This is a genomic window from Patescibacteria group bacterium, from assembly GCA_026397045.1.
Classification (GTDB): Bacteria; Patescibacteriota; Saccharimonadia; order CAILAD01; family BJGX01; genus JAPLVO01.
This window is the reverse complement of sequence record JAPLVO010000006.1, coordinates 42,446-63,480: the sequence shown is the minus strand read 5'-3', so window position 1 is coordinate 63,480 and position 21,035 is coordinate 42,446. Positions and strand designations below refer to the sequence as shown.

15 protein-coding genes and 1 other RNA gene are annotated in these 21,035 nt (G+C 43.6%); 11 read left to right on the top strand and 5 right to left on the bottom strand.

The features are described from left to right. Window positions 1-5 precede the first annotated feature (5 nt). On the bottom strand, window positions 6-1,619 hold the full coding sequence (argS, locus tag NT111_00615; protein ID MCX6804513.1) for an arginine--tRNA ligase: 1,614 nt from the start codon (window positions 1,617-1,619) through the stop codon (window positions 6-8). 49 nt (window positions 1,620-1,668) lie between these two features. On the opposite strand from argS, the gene smpB reads away from it, so the two are divergent. From smpB to NT111_00600, 3 genes are all read left to right on the top strand, one after another. Further along, window positions 1,669-2,115: an SsrA-binding protein SmpB gene (gene smpB / locus NT111_00610; GenBank protein ID MCX6804512.1), complete on the top strand. Its 447-nt coding sequence runs from the start codon at window positions 1,669-1,671 to the stop codon at window positions 2,113-2,115. A gap of 139 nt (window positions 2,116-2,254) precedes the next feature. Further along, on the top strand, window positions 2,255-3,250 hold the full coding sequence (locus NT111_00605) for a fructose-bisphosphate aldolase class I (protein MCX6804511.1): 996 nt from the start codon (window positions 2,255-2,257) through the stop codon (window positions 3,248-3,250). Window positions 3,251-3,570: 320 nt separating this feature from the next. Continuing rightward, on the top strand, window positions 3,571-9,519 hold the full coding sequence (locus tag NT111_00600; protein ID MCX6804510.1) for a BspA family leucine-rich repeat surface protein: 5,949 nt from the start codon (window positions 3,571-3,573) through the stop codon (window positions 9,517-9,519). A gap of 236 nt (window positions 9,520-9,755) precedes the next feature. Here the strand turns inward: NT111_00600 and ssrA are convergent. The 3 genes from ssrA to NT111_00585 form a co-directional block, all read right to left on the bottom strand. Beyond that, window positions 9,756-10,149: a transfer-messenger RNA gene (ssrA, locus tag NT111_00595) on the bottom strand. A gap of 45 nt (window positions 10,150-10,194) precedes the next feature. Further along, window positions 10,195-11,439 (bottom strand): MFS transporter, encoded by a 1,245-nt coding sequence (locus tag NT111_00590; GenBank protein ID MCX6804509.1) that lies wholly within the window; start codon window positions 11,437-11,439, stop codon window positions 10,195-10,197. A gap of 53 nt (window positions 11,440-11,492) precedes the next feature. After that, window positions 11,493-12,284 (bottom strand): alpha/beta hydrolase, encoded by a 792-nt coding sequence (locus tag NT111_00585; protein ID MCX6804508.1) that lies wholly within the window; start codon window positions 12,282-12,284, stop codon window positions 11,493-11,495. Between the two features lie 53 nt (window positions 12,285-12,337). Between NT111_00585 and NT111_00580 the strand changes: the two genes are divergently transcribed. The 6 genes from NT111_00580 (at window position 12,338) to NT111_00555 (ending at window position 19,785) form a co-directional block, all read left to right on the top strand. Continuing rightward, on the top strand, window positions 12,338-13,513 hold the full coding sequence (locus tag NT111_00580) for a glycosyltransferase (GenBank protein MCX6804507.1): 1,176 nt from the start codon (window positions 12,338-12,340) through the stop codon (window positions 13,511-13,513). 3 nt (window positions 13,514-13,516) lie between these two features. After that, complete coding sequence (locus NT111_00575) at window positions 13,517-14,683, top strand: glycosyltransferase (protein ID MCX6804506.1); 1,167 nt, start codon at window positions 13,517-13,519, stop codon at window positions 14,681-14,683. Between the two features lie 63 nt (window positions 14,684-14,746). Beyond that, window positions 14,747-15,775: a glycosyltransferase gene (locus NT111_00570; GenBank protein ID MCX6804505.1), complete on the top strand. Its 1,029-nt coding sequence runs from the start codon at window positions 14,747-14,749 to the stop codon at window positions 15,773-15,775. Next, window positions 15,772-17,016 carry a glycosyltransferase gene (locus NT111_00565; GenBank protein MCX6804504.1) on the top strand — a complete coding sequence of 415 codons (1,245 nt, stop codon included), beginning with the start codon at window positions 15,772-15,774 and terminating at the stop codon, window positions 17,014-17,016. Before NT111_00570 ends, NT111_00565 begins: the two co-directional genes overlap by 4 nt. A 33-nt stretch (window positions 17,017-17,049) precedes the next feature. Then, window positions 17,050-18,144 (top strand): hypothetical protein, encoded by a 1,095-nt coding sequence (locus tag NT111_00560; GenBank protein MCX6804503.1) that lies wholly within the window; start codon window positions 17,050-17,052, stop codon window positions 18,142-18,144. Window positions 18,145-18,288: 144 nt separating this feature from the next. Further along, complete coding sequence (locus NT111_00555; protein MCX6804502.1) at window positions 18,289-19,785, top strand: YifB family Mg chelatase-like AAA ATPase; 1,497 nt, start codon at window positions 18,289-18,291, stop codon at window positions 19,783-19,785. Between the two features lie 5 nt (window positions 19,786-19,790). Here NT111_00555 and NT111_00550 read toward each other — a convergent pair whose 3' ends face one another. Further along, window positions 19,791-20,102, bottom strand: a complete 312-nt coding sequence (locus tag NT111_00550) for a hypothetical protein (protein MCX6804501.1) — start codon at window positions 20,100-20,102, stop codon at window positions 19,791-19,793. 105 nt (window positions 20,103-20,207) lie between these two features. On the opposite strand from NT111_00550, the gene NT111_00545 reads away from it, so the two are divergent. Together NT111_00545 and NT111_00540 are read left to right on the top strand one after the other, a co-directional pair. Continuing rightward, window positions 20,208-20,669 (top strand): DUF4446 family protein, encoded by a 462-nt coding sequence (locus tag NT111_00545; GenBank protein ID MCX6804500.1) that lies wholly within the window; start codon window positions 20,208-20,210, stop codon window positions 20,667-20,669. 3 nt (window positions 20,670-20,672) lie between these two features. Further along, window positions 20,673-21,032, top strand: coding sequence for a polymer-forming cytoskeletal protein (locus NT111_00540; protein ID MCX6804499.1), 360 nt, complete (start codon window positions 20,673-20,675; stop codon window positions 21,030-21,032). The last annotated feature ends 3 nt before the right edge of the window (window positions 21,033-21,035 follow it).

The window sequence follows — 21,035 nt, the reverse complement described above, 5'->3', positions numbered from 1 at the left end:
TTTTACTACATCTTTTCCAGTAGGTCTACCCCAAGGATAGAGAATATAGATTCATAAGCTCGTTTGAATCTAGCTATTATGAATAGTTTTTGAGCAGCCTTAGTAGAGCTCAGTACTCTATCCTGCTCATAGTACTCATGGAATGATTTGGCTATTTCTACGGTGTGATGCAGAAGCTGATGGACTTTGTGGGAGCTAGTTATTTCCAGTAGTATTTCTGGCAACTTAGAAAGCTCAACTGCTATATGCTTCTCGCAGTCAGTTAGCGAGTAACCTTTTAGTGATGTAGCAACCTCAACACCCTCTTTTTGGGCTTTTTCTTCAATAGAGCAGGCTCTAGCGTATGCGTAAAGCGAATAATACACAGGGTTTTTGGAGCTATGTTGGCTTATGAGATCAATATCAAAATCCATGTGAGTATTAGTGTCTCGCATAGCAAAATAGAATCTAGCGGCCTCTGTCGGAACTGTATCGAGAAAGTCATCCAATAAAACATAATTGCCTTTTCTTTTACTCATCTTAAATTCTTTACCGGCCCTAATAAGTCTGATTGTCTGGGTCGATAGCTCACTAAAACCGCTATGGCCAAGAGCTTTAAGGGTATTAAGTAGCCTAATTGATTGGCCGTGGTGATCGGGGCCGACTATTGTTATGGTCTCATTGAACCCTCTTTCCTCTAGCCTTTCAAGTTGGTAGGCGATGTCTTTTAGGAAATAGCTATGGCCGTCGTCGTATGACCTAACCAGTACTTCATCCTGCTTAAGGCCAACCTTGGAGCCATCAAGCCATAATGCTCCATCCTTGTGTTTGCTTAGGCCTGCGTCTTCAAGTCGGTTAAGTGTTTTTTGTATGTCTGGCCTGCCCTCAGAATAGATAGAATCGAATTTAACCCCTAATCGAGCCAAATCAGGCTTAATATACTGTTCTAGGATTAGTTTGGCTGCTTTTAGGCCTATTTGGCTGGGCTCCGCAGTCGTTACTAGATCAGGGCTACCTATTTCTGTTGTAATAATATCAGCAATAATACTGATATACTCACCTCGGTATAGCTCACTAGCGATCTCTTCGGAGAACTTCTTGCCTAATGACTGTTGCACTGCTCTGCCTAGTGAAACTATCTGGTTACCACCGTCATTTAGATAATATTCTCTTGAGACCAAGTAGCCCTGAGATGAGAATATATTAGAAAGTATATCGCCGTAGTAACCTTGCCAGGCATTTGTAAGTACTAGAGGCCCTGTAGGGTTAGCGGAGATAAATTCCAGCTGAATTTTTGAACCATGGCCCTTCTTGGAAAAGCCAAAGTCTTTACCTATACTTGCAAGGTAATCTACCCATATTTCCTGCTTTAATGTGGCATTTATAAAGCCCGGCGGCAGATACTCGGCGCTAACAATATCTTTACAGTTTGAGAGGGCGGCTACGATAGGTGCTGCAGCCACTTCTGGGCTAATCCCTTCGTCTTTTGCCAGTCTGAAGGCTACATTGGTACTAAAATCGCCAAACTTTGGACTACAACGGCTAACGCTGAGTTCTACATCCGACTTACCATAGGACTTATAGCTAGCCCCCATAGCTACAATCAGCGCTTCAGTAAACTTATCTTGTGGATTGTTCATAATGCTAGCTATTATATCCTATGGCCGCTCTTTGAGCTATAATCTAGCTATGAAGGTATTAGCAACCAATCGTCGGGCTCGCCACGACTACGAACTTAAAGAAAGATTTGAGGCTGGCTTAGTGTTGTCGGGGGCTGAAGTAAAAAGCATTAAGGCTGGCCATATCGACCTAAAGGGCAGCTATATAAGCTTTAAATCAGGTGAAGCTTACCTGGTGAACGCCCATGTAAGCCCTTACAAGCAGGCTGGCAATGACGAGAACTATAATCCTTTGGTTGATCGTAAGCTGCTTCTCCATAAGAAGGAAATCGAAAAAATCATTGAAGATGCTCGCTCACAGCACCTAAGCGTCGTTCCCACTGCAATTGGTATAGTTAGGGGCCGAATTAAGCTTGAAATTGCCATGGCTAGAGGCAAAAAGCTCTATGACAAACGCGAGACTAAAAAGCGTCAGTCTATGCTCCGAGATGCAAAACTAGACGGCCCTAAGCAATAATATATTTGTTCAATAATTTTTTTACGATCTGTTGAGCTGATGATATAGTACATACTAAAGGTGCTTAAGCATTGAACTTATGTAGTGTTTTTTGCCTTTTACTATTGCATGAAAAGGCTAATAGTCTTATGCTTTAACTATGAAGCAATCGTTACAACTTATAACCTCACAGCTAATGGCCAGCCCTAAGGGCCTTCTGGCAGCCGATGAAAGCACTAGTTCTTGCTGTAAGCGTTTCGATAGCGTTAAGATTGACTGCACAGATGAGTCTAGGCGCCAGTGGCGCGAATTATTGTGCATGTCGCCCAATGTTGGGCACTACATTTCTGGTGTAATACTCTACGACGAGACCATAAGGCAGTCTACGGATAATGGGGTCAAGATAACCCAGCTACTTGCTGATAACGGCGTTATTCCAGGTATAAAGGTGGACACGGGACTCGTTTTGATGAATAATTTTGAACCCGAAACTATCACCGAGGGTCTAGATGGGTTAGCTGCTCGGCTTGCAGAATATTACGCCATGGGTGCCAGATTCACTAAGTGGCGTAGCGCGTTTACGATTGATAGCAAACTCCCTACCCTGCCCGCGATTAGGGCCAATATGACGATAATGGCTAGATATGCATCAATTGTTCAGGCGGCCGGGATGGTGCCTATCGTGGAGCCTGAAGTGATGTATGCAGGTAAGCATTCCATAGCAGATTCTGCCAAAACTCTCGAGACAGTCCTTAGGATACTGTTTGAGCAACTAGAGTCTTTTAGGGTGGATCTATCTGGTTTGATACTCAAAACTAGCATGGTGCTGGCTGGTAGTGAAAGTAAAGTCAGCCGTCCAGAAGAAGTTGCTGCCTATACCTTAAAAGTTCTCAACACGGTGGTCCCGCAAGCCGTTGCTGGGATAGTATTCTTATCTGGAGGCCAAGAACCCGAGCAAGCCACCAAGAACCTTAACGCTATTGGACTTTCTGGCGAGCAACCTTGGCCTATCTCCTATAGCTACTCTAGGGCGGTCCAAGACCCAGTCATCAGGATCTGGAGAGGCAAGTCTGAAAATACTAAAAAGGCTCAGGCTAAATTCTCTCAATTGCTAGCGCAAAATAGTGCAGCTCGTAATGGCGAATACGCGCAGTAGTACTTTTTCTACAATAAAAATAAAAAAAGTCTAAAAAAGCTGTTGACAGCACCCAAGCGCAAGCGTTATTATAGTATCAGTGCTGCACACATAAATTACTCAAAAACAAAAACAAAGACTTCCGAACAGGTTAGCAAGCGCCCAGGGCCCATGCTAGCCTGTTTTTTTATGTAAAAATATTTCGTTAATATTGGTCTGAGTTTAATAATGATTAATATTATTTGTATCCACTTACCTACTCTTTATTAATATCCCCTATAAACACTTGTGCTTGATAGCCTCTTGATGATAATATATTAACTAATTAGTAAAAAATAAAAATGCTCACCAAAATCAAAAAACATTCAGATAGCCTCACCAGACCATTAGCAATAATTGCTCTGTTTTTAGTCTTTATAGCCCTTTTGGCAGATGGCTTGTTTTATACTAAGCTGGCTCAAGCTGCACCTAGCGATCATTTTGTCATATCCTGGAAAACAGATAACCCTGGAACTTCAGGGCCAGACACAATTGAGATACCGACTGTTGGTGGTGGCTACAACTATGATATTGATTGGGATAATGATGGGGTTTTTGACCAGTTTGGCCAGGTGGGCAATGTATCTCACACTTTTGGGGCCCCGGGCAGCTACACTATTCGCATAAAAGGCAATTTCCCAGCAATATTTTTTAATGGTGGTGGCGATGCGCAAAAACTACTATCCGTCGACCAATGGGGAACAATAGCTTGGGGCTCTATGTCAAATGCGTTTCAGGGTGCCAGTAACCTCCAGATCAATGCTGCAGACTCCCCCGACCTATCTGCAGTCAGCTCCACCTCAAACATGTTCCGAGATGCTACTAGCTTAAACCAACCACTTGCAAGCTGGAATGTGGCAAATATTACGGATATGAGCGATATGTTTACTAATGCCAGTATTTTTAATCAGCCCCTAGGCAGCTGGAATGTAGCCAATGTTACAAATATGAATGGAATGTTTAATGGAGCCGTTAATTTTAATCAGCCTCTAGGCGGCTGGAATGTGGCCAATGTTACAGATATGAGTGGAATGTTTGGGGGTGATCTACTAAGTGTCGTTAATTACGACTCGATTCTTACATCCTGGAGTGCCCAAATCTTGCAGCTCAGCGTACCGCTAGATGCTGGCTTTAGCAAATACTGCGCAGCTACCGCTAGAGCCAGCATCGTATCTAGCTACAGCTGGTCTATTGCAGATAGCGGGCTAGACAGCAGCTGCCCGAGTATGTCGCTTACAACGACGCCCCCGACTGGCGTAACTAGCAGCTATGGCGTACTAAACGGTGCCATAAACTCCAGCTCCAACCCAATCACCAACCGAGGATTTGAGATTGGTACAGATACCAGCTATGGCACCACTATTAATGTAGTTGCAGATATTATATTCTCAGCAAAGTTTGGCATAAATGGCTCAGCCCCCGGACAATTTGACAACCCTTCTGGTTCGGCGACAGATGCTGCTGGAAACATCTATGTGGCAGATAACGGGAATAATAGGATCCAGGTATTTAATAGTGCTGGGGCCTATCTCAGCAGCTTCGGAAGCTTCGGCTCAGCCGACGGACTACTTAACTCACCTACTGGGGTTGCCCTGGATTCTGCAGGAAATATCTATGTGGTAGATAGTGGTAATAACCGAATCCAAGAGTTCGATTCCTTAGGGTCTTATGTAGCAAAGGTTGGTATATTTGGATCAGCAGATGGCCAGTTCGACAGCCCAAGATCAATAGCCTATGACAATTCATCTGGCAATGTCTTTGTAACCGACACTGGCAATAATCGAGTTCAGGCCTTTGATACTTCTGGCAGTCTGGCGTTCCAGGGTAAATTTGGCTCACTCGGTTTTAATAATGGTCAATTCAATACTCCCCTTGGCATTACTTCGAGCGGGAGCAGCCTATTTATAGCTGACAGTGGCAACAATAGAGTTCAGGTATTTGATCCCGTAACCCTGCTATTTGTATCTACATGGGGGGTATTTGGCAACAACCCTAGCCAGCTTAACTCTCCCAAAGAAATAGCCTTCGAACTCCCAAACTCTGTTTATGTCTCAGACTCTAACGATCGAGTCCAAAAGTTCTCAATCGATGGCATTTACAATACTACCTTTGGCGCGAATGGGACTAACGATGGTGAATTTAATGACCCTGGCGGCATTGTAGTTGGCAACAGCGGAATGCTATATATTGCAGACTCGGGCAATGACAGGGTTCAAATTTTTAGTACATCATCCGCCATCACGGCTAGTAGCTTTAGCCTGCCTGGGCCACTGAACTGTTCTACGGAGTACCATTTTAGAGTTTATGGTACCAATTTTGATGGGACATTTTACGGTGGGGATCAAAGCTTTACGACTGATGAGTGCTTAATTATTAGCACTGACCCAGCGAGTAGCATAGGAGGTAATTCGGCCCAACTTAATGGCACCATCAGCCCCTCGGCCAGTCCAGCCAAGTTTAGAGGTTTTGTATATGGCCTCACGACCAGCTATGGTGACTATGCTATAGATTCTTTTGAAACTGGCAATTACCAGTCACAGTTCGGCTCATCTGGAAGCGGCGACGGGCAGCTATCCTCCCCAGGAGGTGCCAACATAGATTCCAATGGGAATATCTATATAGCTGATACAGCCAACAATAGGATTCAAATATTTAATTCTTCCGGTAACTATCTTTCGCAATTTGGGAGCCTAGGTAGTGCCAATGGCCAGTTCAATGCGCCGTTAGATGTCTCGGTGCAGCCCACAAGTGGGAATATTATGGTATCGGATACTGGCAATAATAGGATCCAAATATTTAATTCTTCGGGTACCTACCTTTCGCAATTTGGAAGCCTTGGTAGTGCCGATGGGCAGTTCAATGCACCATCCGGACTACAGGCCCTGGATACTCAAATTATAGTCGCTGATACCAATAATAATCGTTTACAGTTTTTTGATGGCTCCACCTTCGTACACCTTGTAAGTTATGGGGTATTTGGTTCTGGTGATGGACAATTTAATTCCCCCAGAGATGTATTAATCTCGGAAGGAGATTTAGGTCTGCCATTTATTTATGTTTTGGATAGCGGCAACAGTCGAGTCCAGATTATTGGCTTTAATTCATCAGGCCTAATTTATGTGTCTGATTTTGGCTCGCCAGGCTCTGGAGACGGCCAACTTAACTCCCCTAGCTCGCTGGCATTTGTTTCGGGGGCGTCATTTAATCTATTCGCTGGCGGTATAGCAGTGGCAGACACGGGCAATAATCGGGTCCAGAGATTCGATTATTTTGGCAGATACACCAGCCAGTTCGGATCAATAGGGTCTGGATTGGGGCAACTAGATGCACCTTCTGGAATATTAGGATACGACGAGAACACCAATGGTGGTGATATTTTTGTAATTGATAGAAACAACGACCGTGTAGAAAGCTTTAGCTCATTTGGGGACTACCCAGCGGGCCCTTATTCTCAGCAGCTTGTGAATCTCCCCTGCAACACCACTTACCATTATGCCGCTTCAGCCTCTACCGGCACAGGTACCAGCTTCGGCCAAGACAGAACCTTCACCACAAGTAGTTGTGACATGAACATAATGACAGACCCAGCCAGCAACACCACAGTCAGCTCCTCGGATTTAAATGGGACTATATCCTATTCGGGGGATGCTATCACGGCCAGAGGCTTCCAGTGGGGCACTAGCTCGAGCTATGGCAATGTGTTATCCAGCCCGGCGCCTTCAAATATTACTCCTAGCAACTTAACCCAGTGGGGCGAACAAGGTACTAATGACGGCCAGTTCAATGGGCCCGTCAAGATTGGCACCGATTCTATAGGTAACACCTATGTGGCTGATGCCGGTAATAATAGAATACAAAAATTCAATAGTAACGGAGGCTACCTGACACAATGGGGTGTAAATGGATCCTTGCCAGGAGAATTCGATATACCAATTGGGGTGGCGGTTGATTCCAGTGATAATGTCTATGTAGTCGATAGCGGAAATTACAGAATACAAAAATTCAATAGTAGCGGAGTATTCATATCCACCTGGGGCATACAAGGGGTCAACCCTAGTGAGTTCGAGGAACCAATAAATATCACCATAGATAGCCTCGACAACATATATATCTTAGATCTCGGATCAGCCACCCCAAGGATACAAAAATTTAGTAATACGGGAGTTTATATCACCGAGTGGTCTGCCCAGTTCGGCATCGGTATCACTTCTGATTCATCAAATAACATCTATACCTCTTCCATAGTGGACTCCGCCATTTACAAATATAGTAGTAGCGGCGTACTTTTGAGCCAATTTGGCAGCTTTGGAACTGCTAATGGGCAATTTATAGTCCCATTAGGCATTAGCGTTGATAATACTGGGCGGCTGTATGTATTAGATTTGCTTCGCAACGATATCCAAGTATTTGATGGTAGTGGTAACTATATTAGTAAATTCACTACAAGTAATAACCCACTCATATTTAGTGAGCAGCTAATATTATCGCCAATTACTCTACATATATCAGATAATAATGATCTTTACCTGTCTCAGTCATTTATAAACAGGGTACAAAAATTAAATCTACTAAGCTCATTCCAGACCTCCCCATATTCCCTGCCTATTTCTGGGTTATCGGGATGCACTATCTACCACTACCGCGCCTATGGCATTAACCCCACCGGTACCTTCTTCGGCTCTGATCAGGCCCTTACCACAGGTAACTGTCCGCCTGATCCGGGGCCAGGGCCGGGACCAGGACCAGGACCGGGACCAGGACCAGGGCCAGGGCCGGGGCCAGGGCCAGGGCCGGGGCCAGCCACCACTACCGGGGGCTTGGCGATAATACCAGGTATCACGACAGAGACAGACGCGGCTCTGCCGGTAGAGCCAGAATCTACAGATAGACTTCTCAAGATATTGCGCGGTGTGCCCCGCGGCCTAGTTATTGCTATCCCCTATTTGCTGATATTACTACTACTTCTTTTAGCAATACTTTACGCCATCCAGGCCTACAGAGAATATAGATCAACAGAGCGCTATAATAAACTAATACTTAAGATTCAAAATATCCAATTTGCTAGCAAGAACTTTGTAGCCCTAACAAGCCACTACCTAAATACCCCACTCGGAATAATGCAGCTTAGTGCCGAACTACTCGTATCGGTAAAGGCTATAAGTTTAGCTAAGTCTGAGGCAATAGATAGCCTACTTAATAAAGTCTCTGGGAGCATACACCAGCTCCTCTCCAGTAATAACCAAGAAAATGAGAGGCTAATGAGCACTATTAGCTCGGCTCGGCTCGGCGCCGAGGTTAGGTCTGCTAGCTTTAACCCACTTGTTTGGGTTCCGATAATAATTTCCGGGCTGCTTATTGTTGCTCAGTACCTGCTATTTAGCAGGGCCAATATCTACCAAGTAGAGATAGGTAGTTTAGCGGTACAAATTGGTCTTTTTGCCATTTGCATACTACTGATATTGCTGGCCTGGCGCAGCCTCGTACGCAACAAATACGCACGCATTAATCGAGCTAAACTGTTAGAAGCCGAGCAGCATTTAGCGAAAATAAAGTCTGATTTTATCACCAAAACGATAGATATTCTTGATGGAGAGATAGCGCAGCTGAAATCACTTTCTTCCGATTTTACCCATTCTAAGCAAGCCGAGCCTTTCTTAAGAGGCTTAGTGATGCTATCAGATGTCGAAAAGTCGCTTATACTTCTTAGTCAATATACTAATGTTAAAAGCAATGATGTCATAAAAAGCGCTGGTGTTGAGGAGATCATTGCTAATGTCCTATCAAGGCAAGCCGATGCAATTAGATCTAGCAACATCACAATTAGCAAGCAGGTCTCTGATGGATTAATGGCAAATATAGATAAATCGGCGCTAATCCTGCTTATCGGATCGGCCTTAAATAATGCGATTAAATTTAGCAAGACTGATGGTAAGGTATCCATCCAAGCAACAGCTAAAGCTGGTGGTATCAAGATTACGGTATCGGATAATGGTGCTGGAATTGCCAAGGACAAAATAGATCAGCTAATGATGCCTTTTGCACGCGCAACAGATGCTCTTCATTACGACTATGAAGGTTTGGGGCTAGGGCTATATTTAGACAGAATAATTCTTGATCAGATAAATGGTTCTATTAATATTTCGTCAAACTTGAACAAAGGGACTAAGGTTGTAATGTATATCCCCCGCGGAGATCTGAAAGATGATGCAAATTACCCAGTCAGCACTTTAGCCAATAAGCAGCCCCAATAGTGCTAACCCTGTAGCCAAATAGACTCCAATTGGCTTGCATGAAGAAAGTCCACCTTAACCTAAGAAGCAATCTTTACTCAGAGTAGTGTGTTGGCCCCCTAAAGTGTTTTTAATTACAAAAGGTAACTATAAAGCCCCTAGCACCGAAGATGTGCCAATAAGGCTGTTGATACATCATAATCCTTGTTGATTAATGCATATCAAAAAAGACCTCCGAATTATTCGAAAGTCCCTTTTGGTGGAGCTGGAGGGAATCGCACCCTCGTCCGCCAAACTTTTATAATATGATATCTACGAGTGTAGCTAATCTGAATATTGTTTTTAAAGTTCCAGGGCATCAAGATTAGCACAATAAACCTGGCGCTTATCCTACTGTTTAGTCTTAGGTAGTACCAGTAAGGAATACTACTGCAGCCCGGTAAATGGCATCGAAATCCCCCTACCAGGCATTGAGGGTTCGATGGCTAATGACAATTAAGCATAAGCTGGAGCGAGAGATGGTGCAGAAACTGCATTCACCAAACGCGATACAAACGATTTTGCATTTGTAGTTTCGAGAACAGCTAACGTGTATTCTCAACCCGACTCGCAATCATATTTCAAGATTCAACGTCGAAGCTTGTCAGCCCCAAGTAAAATAATTATAACATATTTACTAGTAAAGTACTAGTGCTACTACCTGTCTACCAGCTCGTGCTTCTTAAGGGCTGAGAACTGATATACTCCAAATAAAGCTATAAACCCTGCTGCGAATATCATAACTGAAGCAGGGCTAACTAGATCTGCGGTGATCCCTGCTAACAGCACTGGTAATGAGGCCGCCAGATTCATCATCATATTGAGTGTGCCAAATATCTTACCTCGCTCCTCATCTGTAGAATGGACTTGCAATAGAGTCTGAGCCGAAACTCCTACCAGGGCATTCGCAAACCCCAAGCCGAGTGATAGAGTCACCACAATCCCAGTATAAAAAGGTATCCCCTTGAATCGACCGATCAAACCTATCCCAGCAAGTGATATGACTGCCAGAACTATACCAAAATTTATTAGCTTGGCTTTATGGACCTTACCCAGCACCTGCCCCACCAATACTGCCCCTACCACCATACCAACGGCCGCTGGGACAATTAATTTATAGCTAACACTGGCTAGGCTTTGATCGAAAAGTATTATGGCCAAGCCGGGGGCAACCACAGCTATAATCCCAATCATCATTTGGCCTATCGTAAGGTTGCCAATTGGGAACAACAAACCAGGTGTTCGCAAAATCTTGTCAGCTGTCTGCCTGATGGTAATAAAGACCTCGTGGTTTATTGAGCTAAAGTTGAGGCCTTTTTGCTTAGCTTTTAGCTTCGGAAGGCCTAGACTTAGAAGACCCGAAAACACAAAGGCTATTGATGTGACCCAATACACCGAGTTTGCTCCCCAGGCTGAAATAATTGGGCCTGCTAAGCTATAGCCGAGTATAAAAGAACTATAAAGCGTAAACAAAAATAGAGAATTTGCGGATACCAAATCCGACTTCTTTACTAGCCTGGGTAGTGCGGCTGCTTCAGCAGGGGTGAAGAACTGTGAGAAGGTAGAAATGGCAAAGACCGTTAGATATACGAATATCAAATTTGACTCAAACATCAGGAAGAATAGAACCAAGATAGCCCTAGCTATGTTGGTAACCACCATTACTTTCTTTCGGTCTAGGTGATCTACATAGGCCCCAGCCAAAACAGCAAAAATTATAGATGGCACCCCAAAAGCCAAAATCAGCAGGCTAACTGAAATATTTGCAAAATTAGTATTAGCCGACAGCTCGTAAACCCTAATAATCAGTGCAAAGTTAAGCAAATTGGCAGCTAGCTGAGATGTCAGCTGAGCCAGCCAGATTTTAACAAAGTTAATGTTTTTAAATAATGATGAATACATAATGGTATGGTTGACTACAATCTTATCACTATCTTAGTGAATTGGCATAAAGCTTAAGGCTCTATCCACCCCCTTACCAATGCGCTAACTCTTTCTGGATACTCGAGGGGGATCAAGTGCCCTCCTCCTTTATAGGGCACCACGGATATTTTGCTATTTTTAATCTCCGATTCAATACCATTGAGCTTGGCAAAGGAGTCGATATCCCCATAAACTAAAAGGGTTGGCTGCTTGAGCTCATTAAGGCGGCTGCGCAGATCGAATTCTCGCAAACTCTCCACGGCTTCTACCATCACTCGCTTCTCAAAACTGGTCTCTTCATGGTAGCCTTGCTTCTGCAATGCCTTTACGCGCTCACGATCTGAGGTCTTATAAAGCACTAAGCCCGTAACAAATACTGCAATCTTTCCAAGCAGAAAGAAATTTACGATTGGCCTCGGGAAGTATTTAATAAAAGCGTACATCGATCCAAAAGCTAGGTTTGTCGGGGTGTTTTTGTAGCCGGGGTATGGGGCTATAGTGACCATCTTGGGGACAACCTTAGGGCCCGCCAGCCTAGCTAGCTCGACGGCTACATTGCCGCCGTAAGAATGGCCTACCACCAAGAACTTATTGATATCTCGCTTGTGCATAAAATCTAAAAGAGCCTTGGCATATGTTTCGATCCCATGAAGATTCATTAAATCACTTTGTCCATGACCAGGCATGTCTGGCAGAAACCAGTGATAGTCACTCATACTACGAGCGATATCTATCATCCCTCTATGGGTTCCCTTTAGGCCGTGTATGAATAATATCGGCAGCTTTCGTTGGTTTTTGATTTTATTTTCTTTGTAATAAATCATACTTTTGAGATTATGTTTTAATTATTTATCTGACATTTGATATAATATCACAAATGAAGATTCTAATTGTATCGGAGACATACCATCCTCGTAAAGATGGTATTGCCACTTTCATAAAGCACCTGGCGGAAGGCCTGGCCCAGAAAGGCCATAAGGTCTATATTTGGGTGCCTGGCAAAAAAATTACATCATATCTCGAGAGTAATGGCAATCTGACAATTTACAGAGAAAAATCCTTAGAACTACTATTCTATCCTGGCCTAAGGGTCAGCTACTGGCCCTTCCAGAATGCCGAAAAACTGATTCGCACCATAAACCCAGACTTGATACATATCCAGGATCCCTTTCTTCTAGGAGTAACAGCCCTATTTATCGCTAATAAATACAAGGTGCCTGTGGTAACCACCAGCCATATTATGCCCGAAAACATCCTAATGAACATCAGGCTACCTAAGAAAGTTAGTAGCAAAATGGAAAAGTTTTTCTGGCAATACTTGATTTGGTTCCACAATAAAGCAGATATAGTTACCGCCCCCACGCTGACGGCTCTTAACCTGCTTGAAGACCGAAATCTTAAAAAACTTGGCAGCCCGATAACCAATGGCGTAAACACCAAAATATTTAACCCAAGCAAAAAAAGGCCATCGATACTAAATAAATTTAGAATACCAAAAGATAGGGTAAAACTAATATTCATCGGCAGGATAGATGGTGAAAAACGCATCGATGTTATCGTCAGGGGCTTTGCAGAATCTCTTAGGCAGCAGCATAATGTCCATTTGATAATAGCCGGAACTGGTAAGTACCTAAATGAATTACAGGCCCTAAGTGTTCAACTCGGTATAGAAGATAACCTAACCTTTACGGGTTTTGTAAAAGAGTCCGATAAGCCCCACCTGCTTGCTAGCTGCGATATATTTGTAATTGCCTCTCCGGCAGAGCTCCAGAGCATCGCCACTCTCGAGGCTATGAGCAGTGGGCTTCCTGTTGTGGCGGTAGATAAAATAGCCTTAAGAGAGCTTTGCGATGATGGGGTTAATGGGTATATGTTCAAGGAGAATGACCATATTGATCTATCCAGGCAGCTCTTAAAGCTAATCAAAAATAGGCCTAAGCGTGTTAAATACGGTGCTAAGAGCCGCGAAATAGTAGAACAGAATCATGATATCAACACTAGTTTAAATAGCTACCTAGAAATATATAAAAAAATTCAGATTGGTAAAGAATAATTTATGAGGGTTCTGCTAGTTACAGAGTCTTATTGGCCTAACCCTGATGGGGGTGCGCAATTTACCCGTAGACTTGTGCAGGGGCTATGTAGTGATGGTAATTCTGTTTCGGTCTGGGCACCAGGCCGCAAACTCCATAGCTTCAAACAAAAAGACAAAATATCTATAATATACCGAGAGAAATCTATACCGTTTCTGCTGCACCTAGAATCTAGAATGAGCTTTTTCCCATTTTTTAGATCTAGGAGAATATTTGAGGAAAGCAAACCAGATGTGATCCATATTCATTTCCCCACCCTAATGGGCCTGCTGAGTATTGGGGCAGCCCGGAGAAGAGGTATCCCGATCATCGCTACAAACCACTTTATGCCTGAGAACTTGTTATATAATCTAGGCTTAAAGCCTAGGCACTTTGCCTATAAATCGCTCGATGCAATTTGCTGGCAATACATCCGATGGTACTACAAAAAAGTAGACTTCCTAACTTCACCGACCCCTACAGCTATCAATCTTCTGCGCAAACATAATGTAAAAGGCCCTATGCGGGCTATAAGTAACGGCGTAGATGTGGCTAGCTACTCCAAGGCCACTGCAAGTAAAGCCAGGATTAGATACAATATACCGTCGAACCGGCCAGTAGTTCTCTATTTTGGAAGAGTCGATAAGGAAAAGAATATAGATGTGATAGTAAGGGCTGCAGCGGAGGCAATGCTCAATTCAGATCTACATTTAGTGATTGCGGGACGAGGCAATGATGAATCAAGACTTAAGAAGCTAGCCAAAAAGCTCAACATTTACGAAAAATCTACTTTTACTGGATATGTCCCAGATTTAATAAAAGCTAGCCTTATTAAGGCTGGCAGCGTATTTGTTATAAGCTCCCCATCGGAGTTACAAAGCATTGTATCCCTAGAAGCTATGAGCTGCTCTAAGCCAATTATAGCGGCTAATAGCACCGCCCTACCGGAGCTGGTTGACTCTGGTGTAAATGGCTACTTGTTTAAGCCTGGAAATAGCCATGACTTGGCTGTAAAAATATCCAAGCTAACATCCAGCCAGGCGCGAATGGATAAATTTGGCCGAGCTAGCTTGCTCAAGGTAACCTCCAGGCACTCTAACCGAGCAACATTAGACCAATTCGAGGAAATTTACAGATTAGTTATAAAGTAATTTATAAATAAATTCGTTTAGGTAGTGCCCGATGAGGATAAAAATGTAATAATAGACTGTATTATGAATAAAAAATACACCATTAATGTAATTTCCGACAGTGCATTCACAGTGCAGGGGCATGGCGTCCACACAGCTTATACCGAACACCTCGCAGGCCTGAAAAAGTACACGCCAGAGTTCGAGGTACATACCAACCAAAAAAACTTTAAGGCCGATATAATACATGTACACACTGTCGGTTTTTATGGAATAAGATTCTTGCTATCAAGGGGCAGCATCAAGTTTGTTTCTGCACATGTTGTGCCTGATTCTTTTATTGGTAGCCTAGTCGGTGCCAGGTTATGGTACCCCTTAGCTAAACTATACCTCCGGTGGTTCTATAACCGTGCCGATGGAATATTCGCCGTTAGCCAAGAAGTAGAAGACCAGCTCAAAAAATTGGGCGTTAAAAAACCCACCTATGTTGTGCCCAACATGATTGAAACTTCTGATTATGCCAATACTCCGGCCAAAAAAGCTGCTGCTCGCAAACTTCTAAAGATTAGCAAGGATAAATTTGTAATAGTCTGTAATGGCCAAGTCCAGCCCCGAAAAAGAGTCGACAGCTTCATGGCTTGCGCAAAGAGCTTGCCGAATATGGAATTTATTTGGGTCGGTGGCATACCTTTTAAGCACGCTGCCGCTAACTACTCTGAAATGCAAAAAATGATGAGTAATGCTCCCGCTAATGTTCACTTTACAGGAGTTATTAAGCACGAGGATGTTACAGCATACTATCAGGCTTCTGATTTATTTTTCCTTCCCTCAGAACAAGAAACTTTTGGAATCGTAATTATTGAAGGTGCAGCCGCAGGCCTGCCTGTACTTTTAAGAAATAACGATCAATACCGCCTCACCTTCAAAGACTGGTATGAAGAGGCCTCTAATGATAGCGGATTTGTGCGAACCATCAAAAAACTCGCCAGCGACAAGGTATTCTATAGTAGATCTCAAGACAAGGCCAAACACATTGCTCAGGCCTATGACACCAAAACAGTTATGAAAAATATAGAAAAAATATACCTCAGCTTCCTGGATAAAAATATATGAAGATAGGGTTTTTTACTGACAGGTACTACCCACAAGTAGATGGAGTAGCTGTATCGGTGGATCTCTTCGCCAGAGAACTAATTAAGCTGGGCCATGAAGTGGTAATATTTTGCCCTGAATCCCCGAATCGCGATAAGCCAGACCCAGATTATATAGTGCGTTTCAGATCATTCCCTAGTATCTGGTATGAAGACCACCGCGACACCATGCCCTTCACCTCGACAATAATCAAAGAGGTCAAATCTCATAATCTCGATATAATCCATATACACACCCCTGCTCAAGTCGGGATGCTTGGTATGAGAATTGCAAAAGACGATGATATCCCTACCGTCGTAACCCACCATACAGACATAGACCAGTACGCTAAGATTTACAAGAAAATAATGCTAGGTATTCTCGTTGGAATACTATTAGCGCCTGCGCTCATGAAGTCAGCCGATAAATATAAAGAATTAATCCCGAGCCTTAAGCCTAGCAAGTCCCTCAAGAAATGGAACCGAAAGTTAATCGTGGAGAGTGTTGGATTGTTTTATAAAAACTGCAGCATGGTGATAGTCCCCTCAGAAAAGATGGAAAAATCTCTTAACGATTACGGTAAATTCGACAGTGTACATGTGCTACCAACGGGCATAGATCTGGAAGAGACTAAAATTGAAACAAATTTTAAACCTAGGAAAGTCTTTAATGTTGAGGATGACGACCCTCTACTACTTTTTGTTGGTCGCCTGGGTAAAGAGAAGAATATTCAGCTAATAATCAAGAGTATGCCCAAGATTATTGACAAAAATCCCAATGCAAAGCTGATGGTGGTTGGTGATGGCCCCTACAGTGGCGATCTGAAGGACCTGGCTTCAGAACTTAATCTAACTGAAAATATAATATTCACCGGGATGCTTGATCGCGACAAGACATTTGCCTGCTTTAAGGCAGCTGACATATTCTGTTTTGCATCCATGACCGACACTCAGGGCTTAGTCCTAAATGAAGCCGCGATAGAGCGTAAGCCGATAATATTCATTGATGCGGATATATCTCCTCTGGCCAAGGACAAAATTACAGGAATCCAGGCCAAAAACACCATTAGAAGCTTTTCAGAATCATGCACTAAGCTAATTAATAGCCCTGTCCTGGCAAGAAAATACGGCCAGACGGCTCATAAGCTAGCGATGTCTATGACTATAGAAAAACAGACAAAAAAGCTAGTAGCTTTATACAGCCAACTTTATCGATTAATATAGCCTTTACACTCAAAGATTGATAACATAAGAGGTATGAATAAAGCTAAAAGTAGCCCTAAATCGGCCCAACACCTACATAGGCCCGTCAAGGCCCCTGCTCAACCCCTGAAGTCCGGCTACGATGATTCATTCGTAGACTATGTTACTTGCGAGATTAACACCGATAAAATCAACCCCGGTGACGCATGGCAGTGCAAACCTATGTTTTTGGATATAGGGGGAATCCAGACTGAAATCAGGCGCGACTACCTGTTTGATGAATATGTCATAATATCGCCCGGAAGAGGCAAGCGACCATACGATACTAAGAAAAATCGCCATCCGCTGATCGAGACTGCCGAAAGCCCTAGACTAGATCTTGAAAAGGAGGTCTATACTCTCAAGGGTGGGCAAGACTGGCTGGTGAAGGTGGTTGCCAATCGCTTCCCAGCGCTTACTAAGGATAACTCTGGCGCATATGGCTCCCAAGAGATAGTAGTCGACACCCCTCTGGCCAATGTAGCTTTTGCTCACCTGTCTTTAGCCCAAATTAAAAGAGTCCTCCAGGTCTATCAGCTTCGGATAACAGAGTTAATGCAAGACAAAGATATTGCCTATGTTCTAGTATTTAAAAACGATGGCTTTGAAGCAGGGGCAAGTCTTGCTCATGCCCACTCTCAAATATTTGCCCTACCGATTGTGCCTAAAAGATACATTGAGCGCTCCAGAGAAATCGAGCAGTACTATACTGATAAAAAAAAGCAACCTATTGAAGATATAATTAGCTATGAAAAAGCCCAGAACAAACGCATTGTTGCGGAGGATGAGCACTTTATTGTAATTTGCCCCTATGCATCGCAGTACCCCTTCGAGGTATGGCTAATTCCTAAGCAACATGCCACTACTTTTGATCAGCTGAATACTTCTCAAATCGAGTCTTGCGCTAAATACTTAAAAACTTTAACATCCAAGCTGACCGATTCGCAAATAAGTTATAACTTATTCATAGAAAATGGAACTAGCCCTCACTACCGGTGTGCAATCAAAATATATGGACGAAGTAGCATATGGGGTGGTCTGGAGGTCTCCACGGGCATAGTTATTAACACCGTACCGCCAGAGTCTGCTGCCAAGTGGTACGCTAGCTAAGCGCAGCCTATTTACTGAACGCTTTGGCTCTATACCCAGCCTAACAACTCCTAATCTCTGACTAATAATTACCAAAAATGTATATTAGGCTTGATTTTCGCTTTTTGTTTGTATAATATGGTTATAAACAAGGGGGTTTAAATTATGTTAGCTAAGGTAAATACTGTTTCAAATATCGGATTAGATAGCCAATTAATTCAAGTGGAGGCGGATATGAGCAACGGTCTACCCGGCTTTATAGTCGTTGGTCTGGCAAACAAGGCTGTCGACGAAGCAAAAGAGCGAGTTCGCTCAGCAATAAAGAATTCCAATCTTAATTTGCCGCCAAGGAAAATTACTTTAAACTTGGCACCTGCCGATATGCCTAAAAATGGCTCGGGCTTTGATTTAGCCATGGCGGTAAGTCTTTTGTGGGCTAGCAAGCAGGTAGCGACCATAGCGCAGTCCTCGGCCTTTCTTGGAGAGCTCGGGTTAGATGGCTCAACTAGAGCCATACCGGGAGCCTTGGCGGCTTCTCAGGCCTGTCAGGCCAATGGAATAACTGAGCTGTATGTGTCGGCAGATGTCGCTACCCAGGCGGCGCTAGTAGAAGGGATTACCATCTATCCAGTAAGTTCACTCCATGAGCTCTACAGGCACCTAATCGGCGAATCAACCATCACTCCATTGCCAACTACCAAAATCTGCTCCTCTACGACAACCGCAGAGGTTGATTTATCAGAAATCTATGGCCAATACCAGGCAAAGCGAGCTGTCGAAATCGCAGCAAGCGGTAATCATAATATCCTAATGAGTGGGCCTCCAGGGTCCGGCAAGTCGATGCTAGCCAAGGCACTAGTTGGTTTGCTACCCGCGCCTAGCTATGAAGAATCTATTGAGATCACCAAGATTCACAGCGTTGCTGGTCAATCTTGTGACGATATCGTGTCTTCTAGGCCCTATCGAAACCCACACCATACTGCCAGCAATATTGCACTTATAGGTGGTGGCCAATGGCCAAGACCCGGCGAAATTAGCCTAGCCCACCGTGGCGTTCTGTTTCTAGATGAGCTGCCAGAATTTGCCCGTAATGTACTAGAAGTTCTTAGGCAGCCGCTAGAGGAAGGCAAGGTAACTATCTCTAGAGCCGCCACCTCCCAAAGCTACCCCGCCAGGTTCTTGCTAGTGGCCGCCCAAAATCCCTGCCCCTGTGGTTATGCGGGCGATCAAGACATGAGTTGTACTTGCAGCCCATCTCAGGTTCAGAGATATGGCAGCAAAATATCTGGGCCGCTCCTAGACAGGCTAGACCTCGTGGTAAATTTAGTAAGAGTAAAAAAGTCACAACTCCTAGAGGCCCCTGTAGCTGAATCTTCCTCGGATGTCGCAAAAAGGGTGTCCAGAGCCAGAGATCTGCAATCGAAGCGATTTGAATCAGAAAAAATAACCACTAATAACGAGATGAATAATAAGCAAATCCTGAAGTTCTGCCAGCTCGACACTAAAGCTATAGGCCTGCTTGACCAAGCAATAAACAACCTCAAATTATCGGCGCGTGCCTACATGAGAGTGCTTAAGGTCGGGCGCACTATTGCAGATCTAGATGCGTCTAACGATATCGGTGCGAGGCACATTGCAGAAGCCCTACAGTATCGGGTCTAGAGCCTCTAGATGTTGATCTTGATTATGCCATAAAATGATTTTGCCACCGATTCATTGCGCATCGCCAAAAATAGCACAATAAAAATTGCGAATATTAGCCCCGTGAGAAACAGACTGTACTTCACATCCGCCATTATAGGATTGTCGCTATAGGCTTCTAATTTTTTAGGCACTTCGGCTTTTTGGACAGCTGGTACTGTATCGGATTTAGATGATATCGATGTATCGCCAGAGCTAGCCTTGGCTTGTGTTGTATTATTTACTACGAGCTTACTATGCTTACGGGCTTTCTTAGTGTGTTTCTTGCGTTTAGACATTATATTTTGCCTCCTTGTCTTAGGATATATTGTAATCCCAGAATGATAAGTTGCCAAGTGCTGGCTGTCGATCTATAATCGGTACTAAGAAGGAAAGAGCTAAATATGCAATATATTTTTATACTGTTTTTTATATCCGCTGGGCTGTCTGGCTACACTCTATGGCAGCAGATTGAGCTAAGAAACAAATATGGGCAGTTTCTTAAGGGGGCTGAAGCCAAGCAAATTGAAGAGCTTATCAAAAACTACTCCTCTGATGTAGATAAATCTTTATCCCAAATAGATGAGTTGGCGGGCTTTGCCGCTAAGCTACATAAAACTCAGCAGCTTGCACTCTCTAGGGTTGCATTAGTACGCTTCAACCCATTTGGAGATACCGGCGGAGACCAAAGCTTCTGTATTGCTCTTTTGGATCACTCCAATAGCGGGCTAGTTATTTCAGCAGTCCATGCCAGATCAGGAACAAGGGTATACGCCAAAGATGTTGTAAGTGGTGAGTCTCAGCACCATCTCTCCAAAGAAGAGAATGAGGCGTTAAGGCAGGCATCAATTAAGAAGATTAAATAGCATATGTTCGGTAGATTAAAAAAGGGTCATATTTCCGATTTAGTAGGCTACGCTGGCTTTATGATTGGGGCTGGGATAGATGCTGTTGGAGATATCAAGACTGATGAAGATGTTTATATAGATGGCAACTTCAAAGGCTCAATTGTAACAATTGGGGTTGTAGAGCTCGATAAAAACTCGACTTTTACAGGTACTATAAGTAGTCGAGCTACCAATATTGAAGGCCGAGCTAAGGCAGATATCTTGGCGAGTGATAACATCTATATATCAGGTTGCGGTCAGCTATCTGGTAGCGCTAAATCTAAAAATATCAGCGTTGACAGTGGTGCACTTTTAGATGCCAAATTAACGGCTGGAAATTAGCCA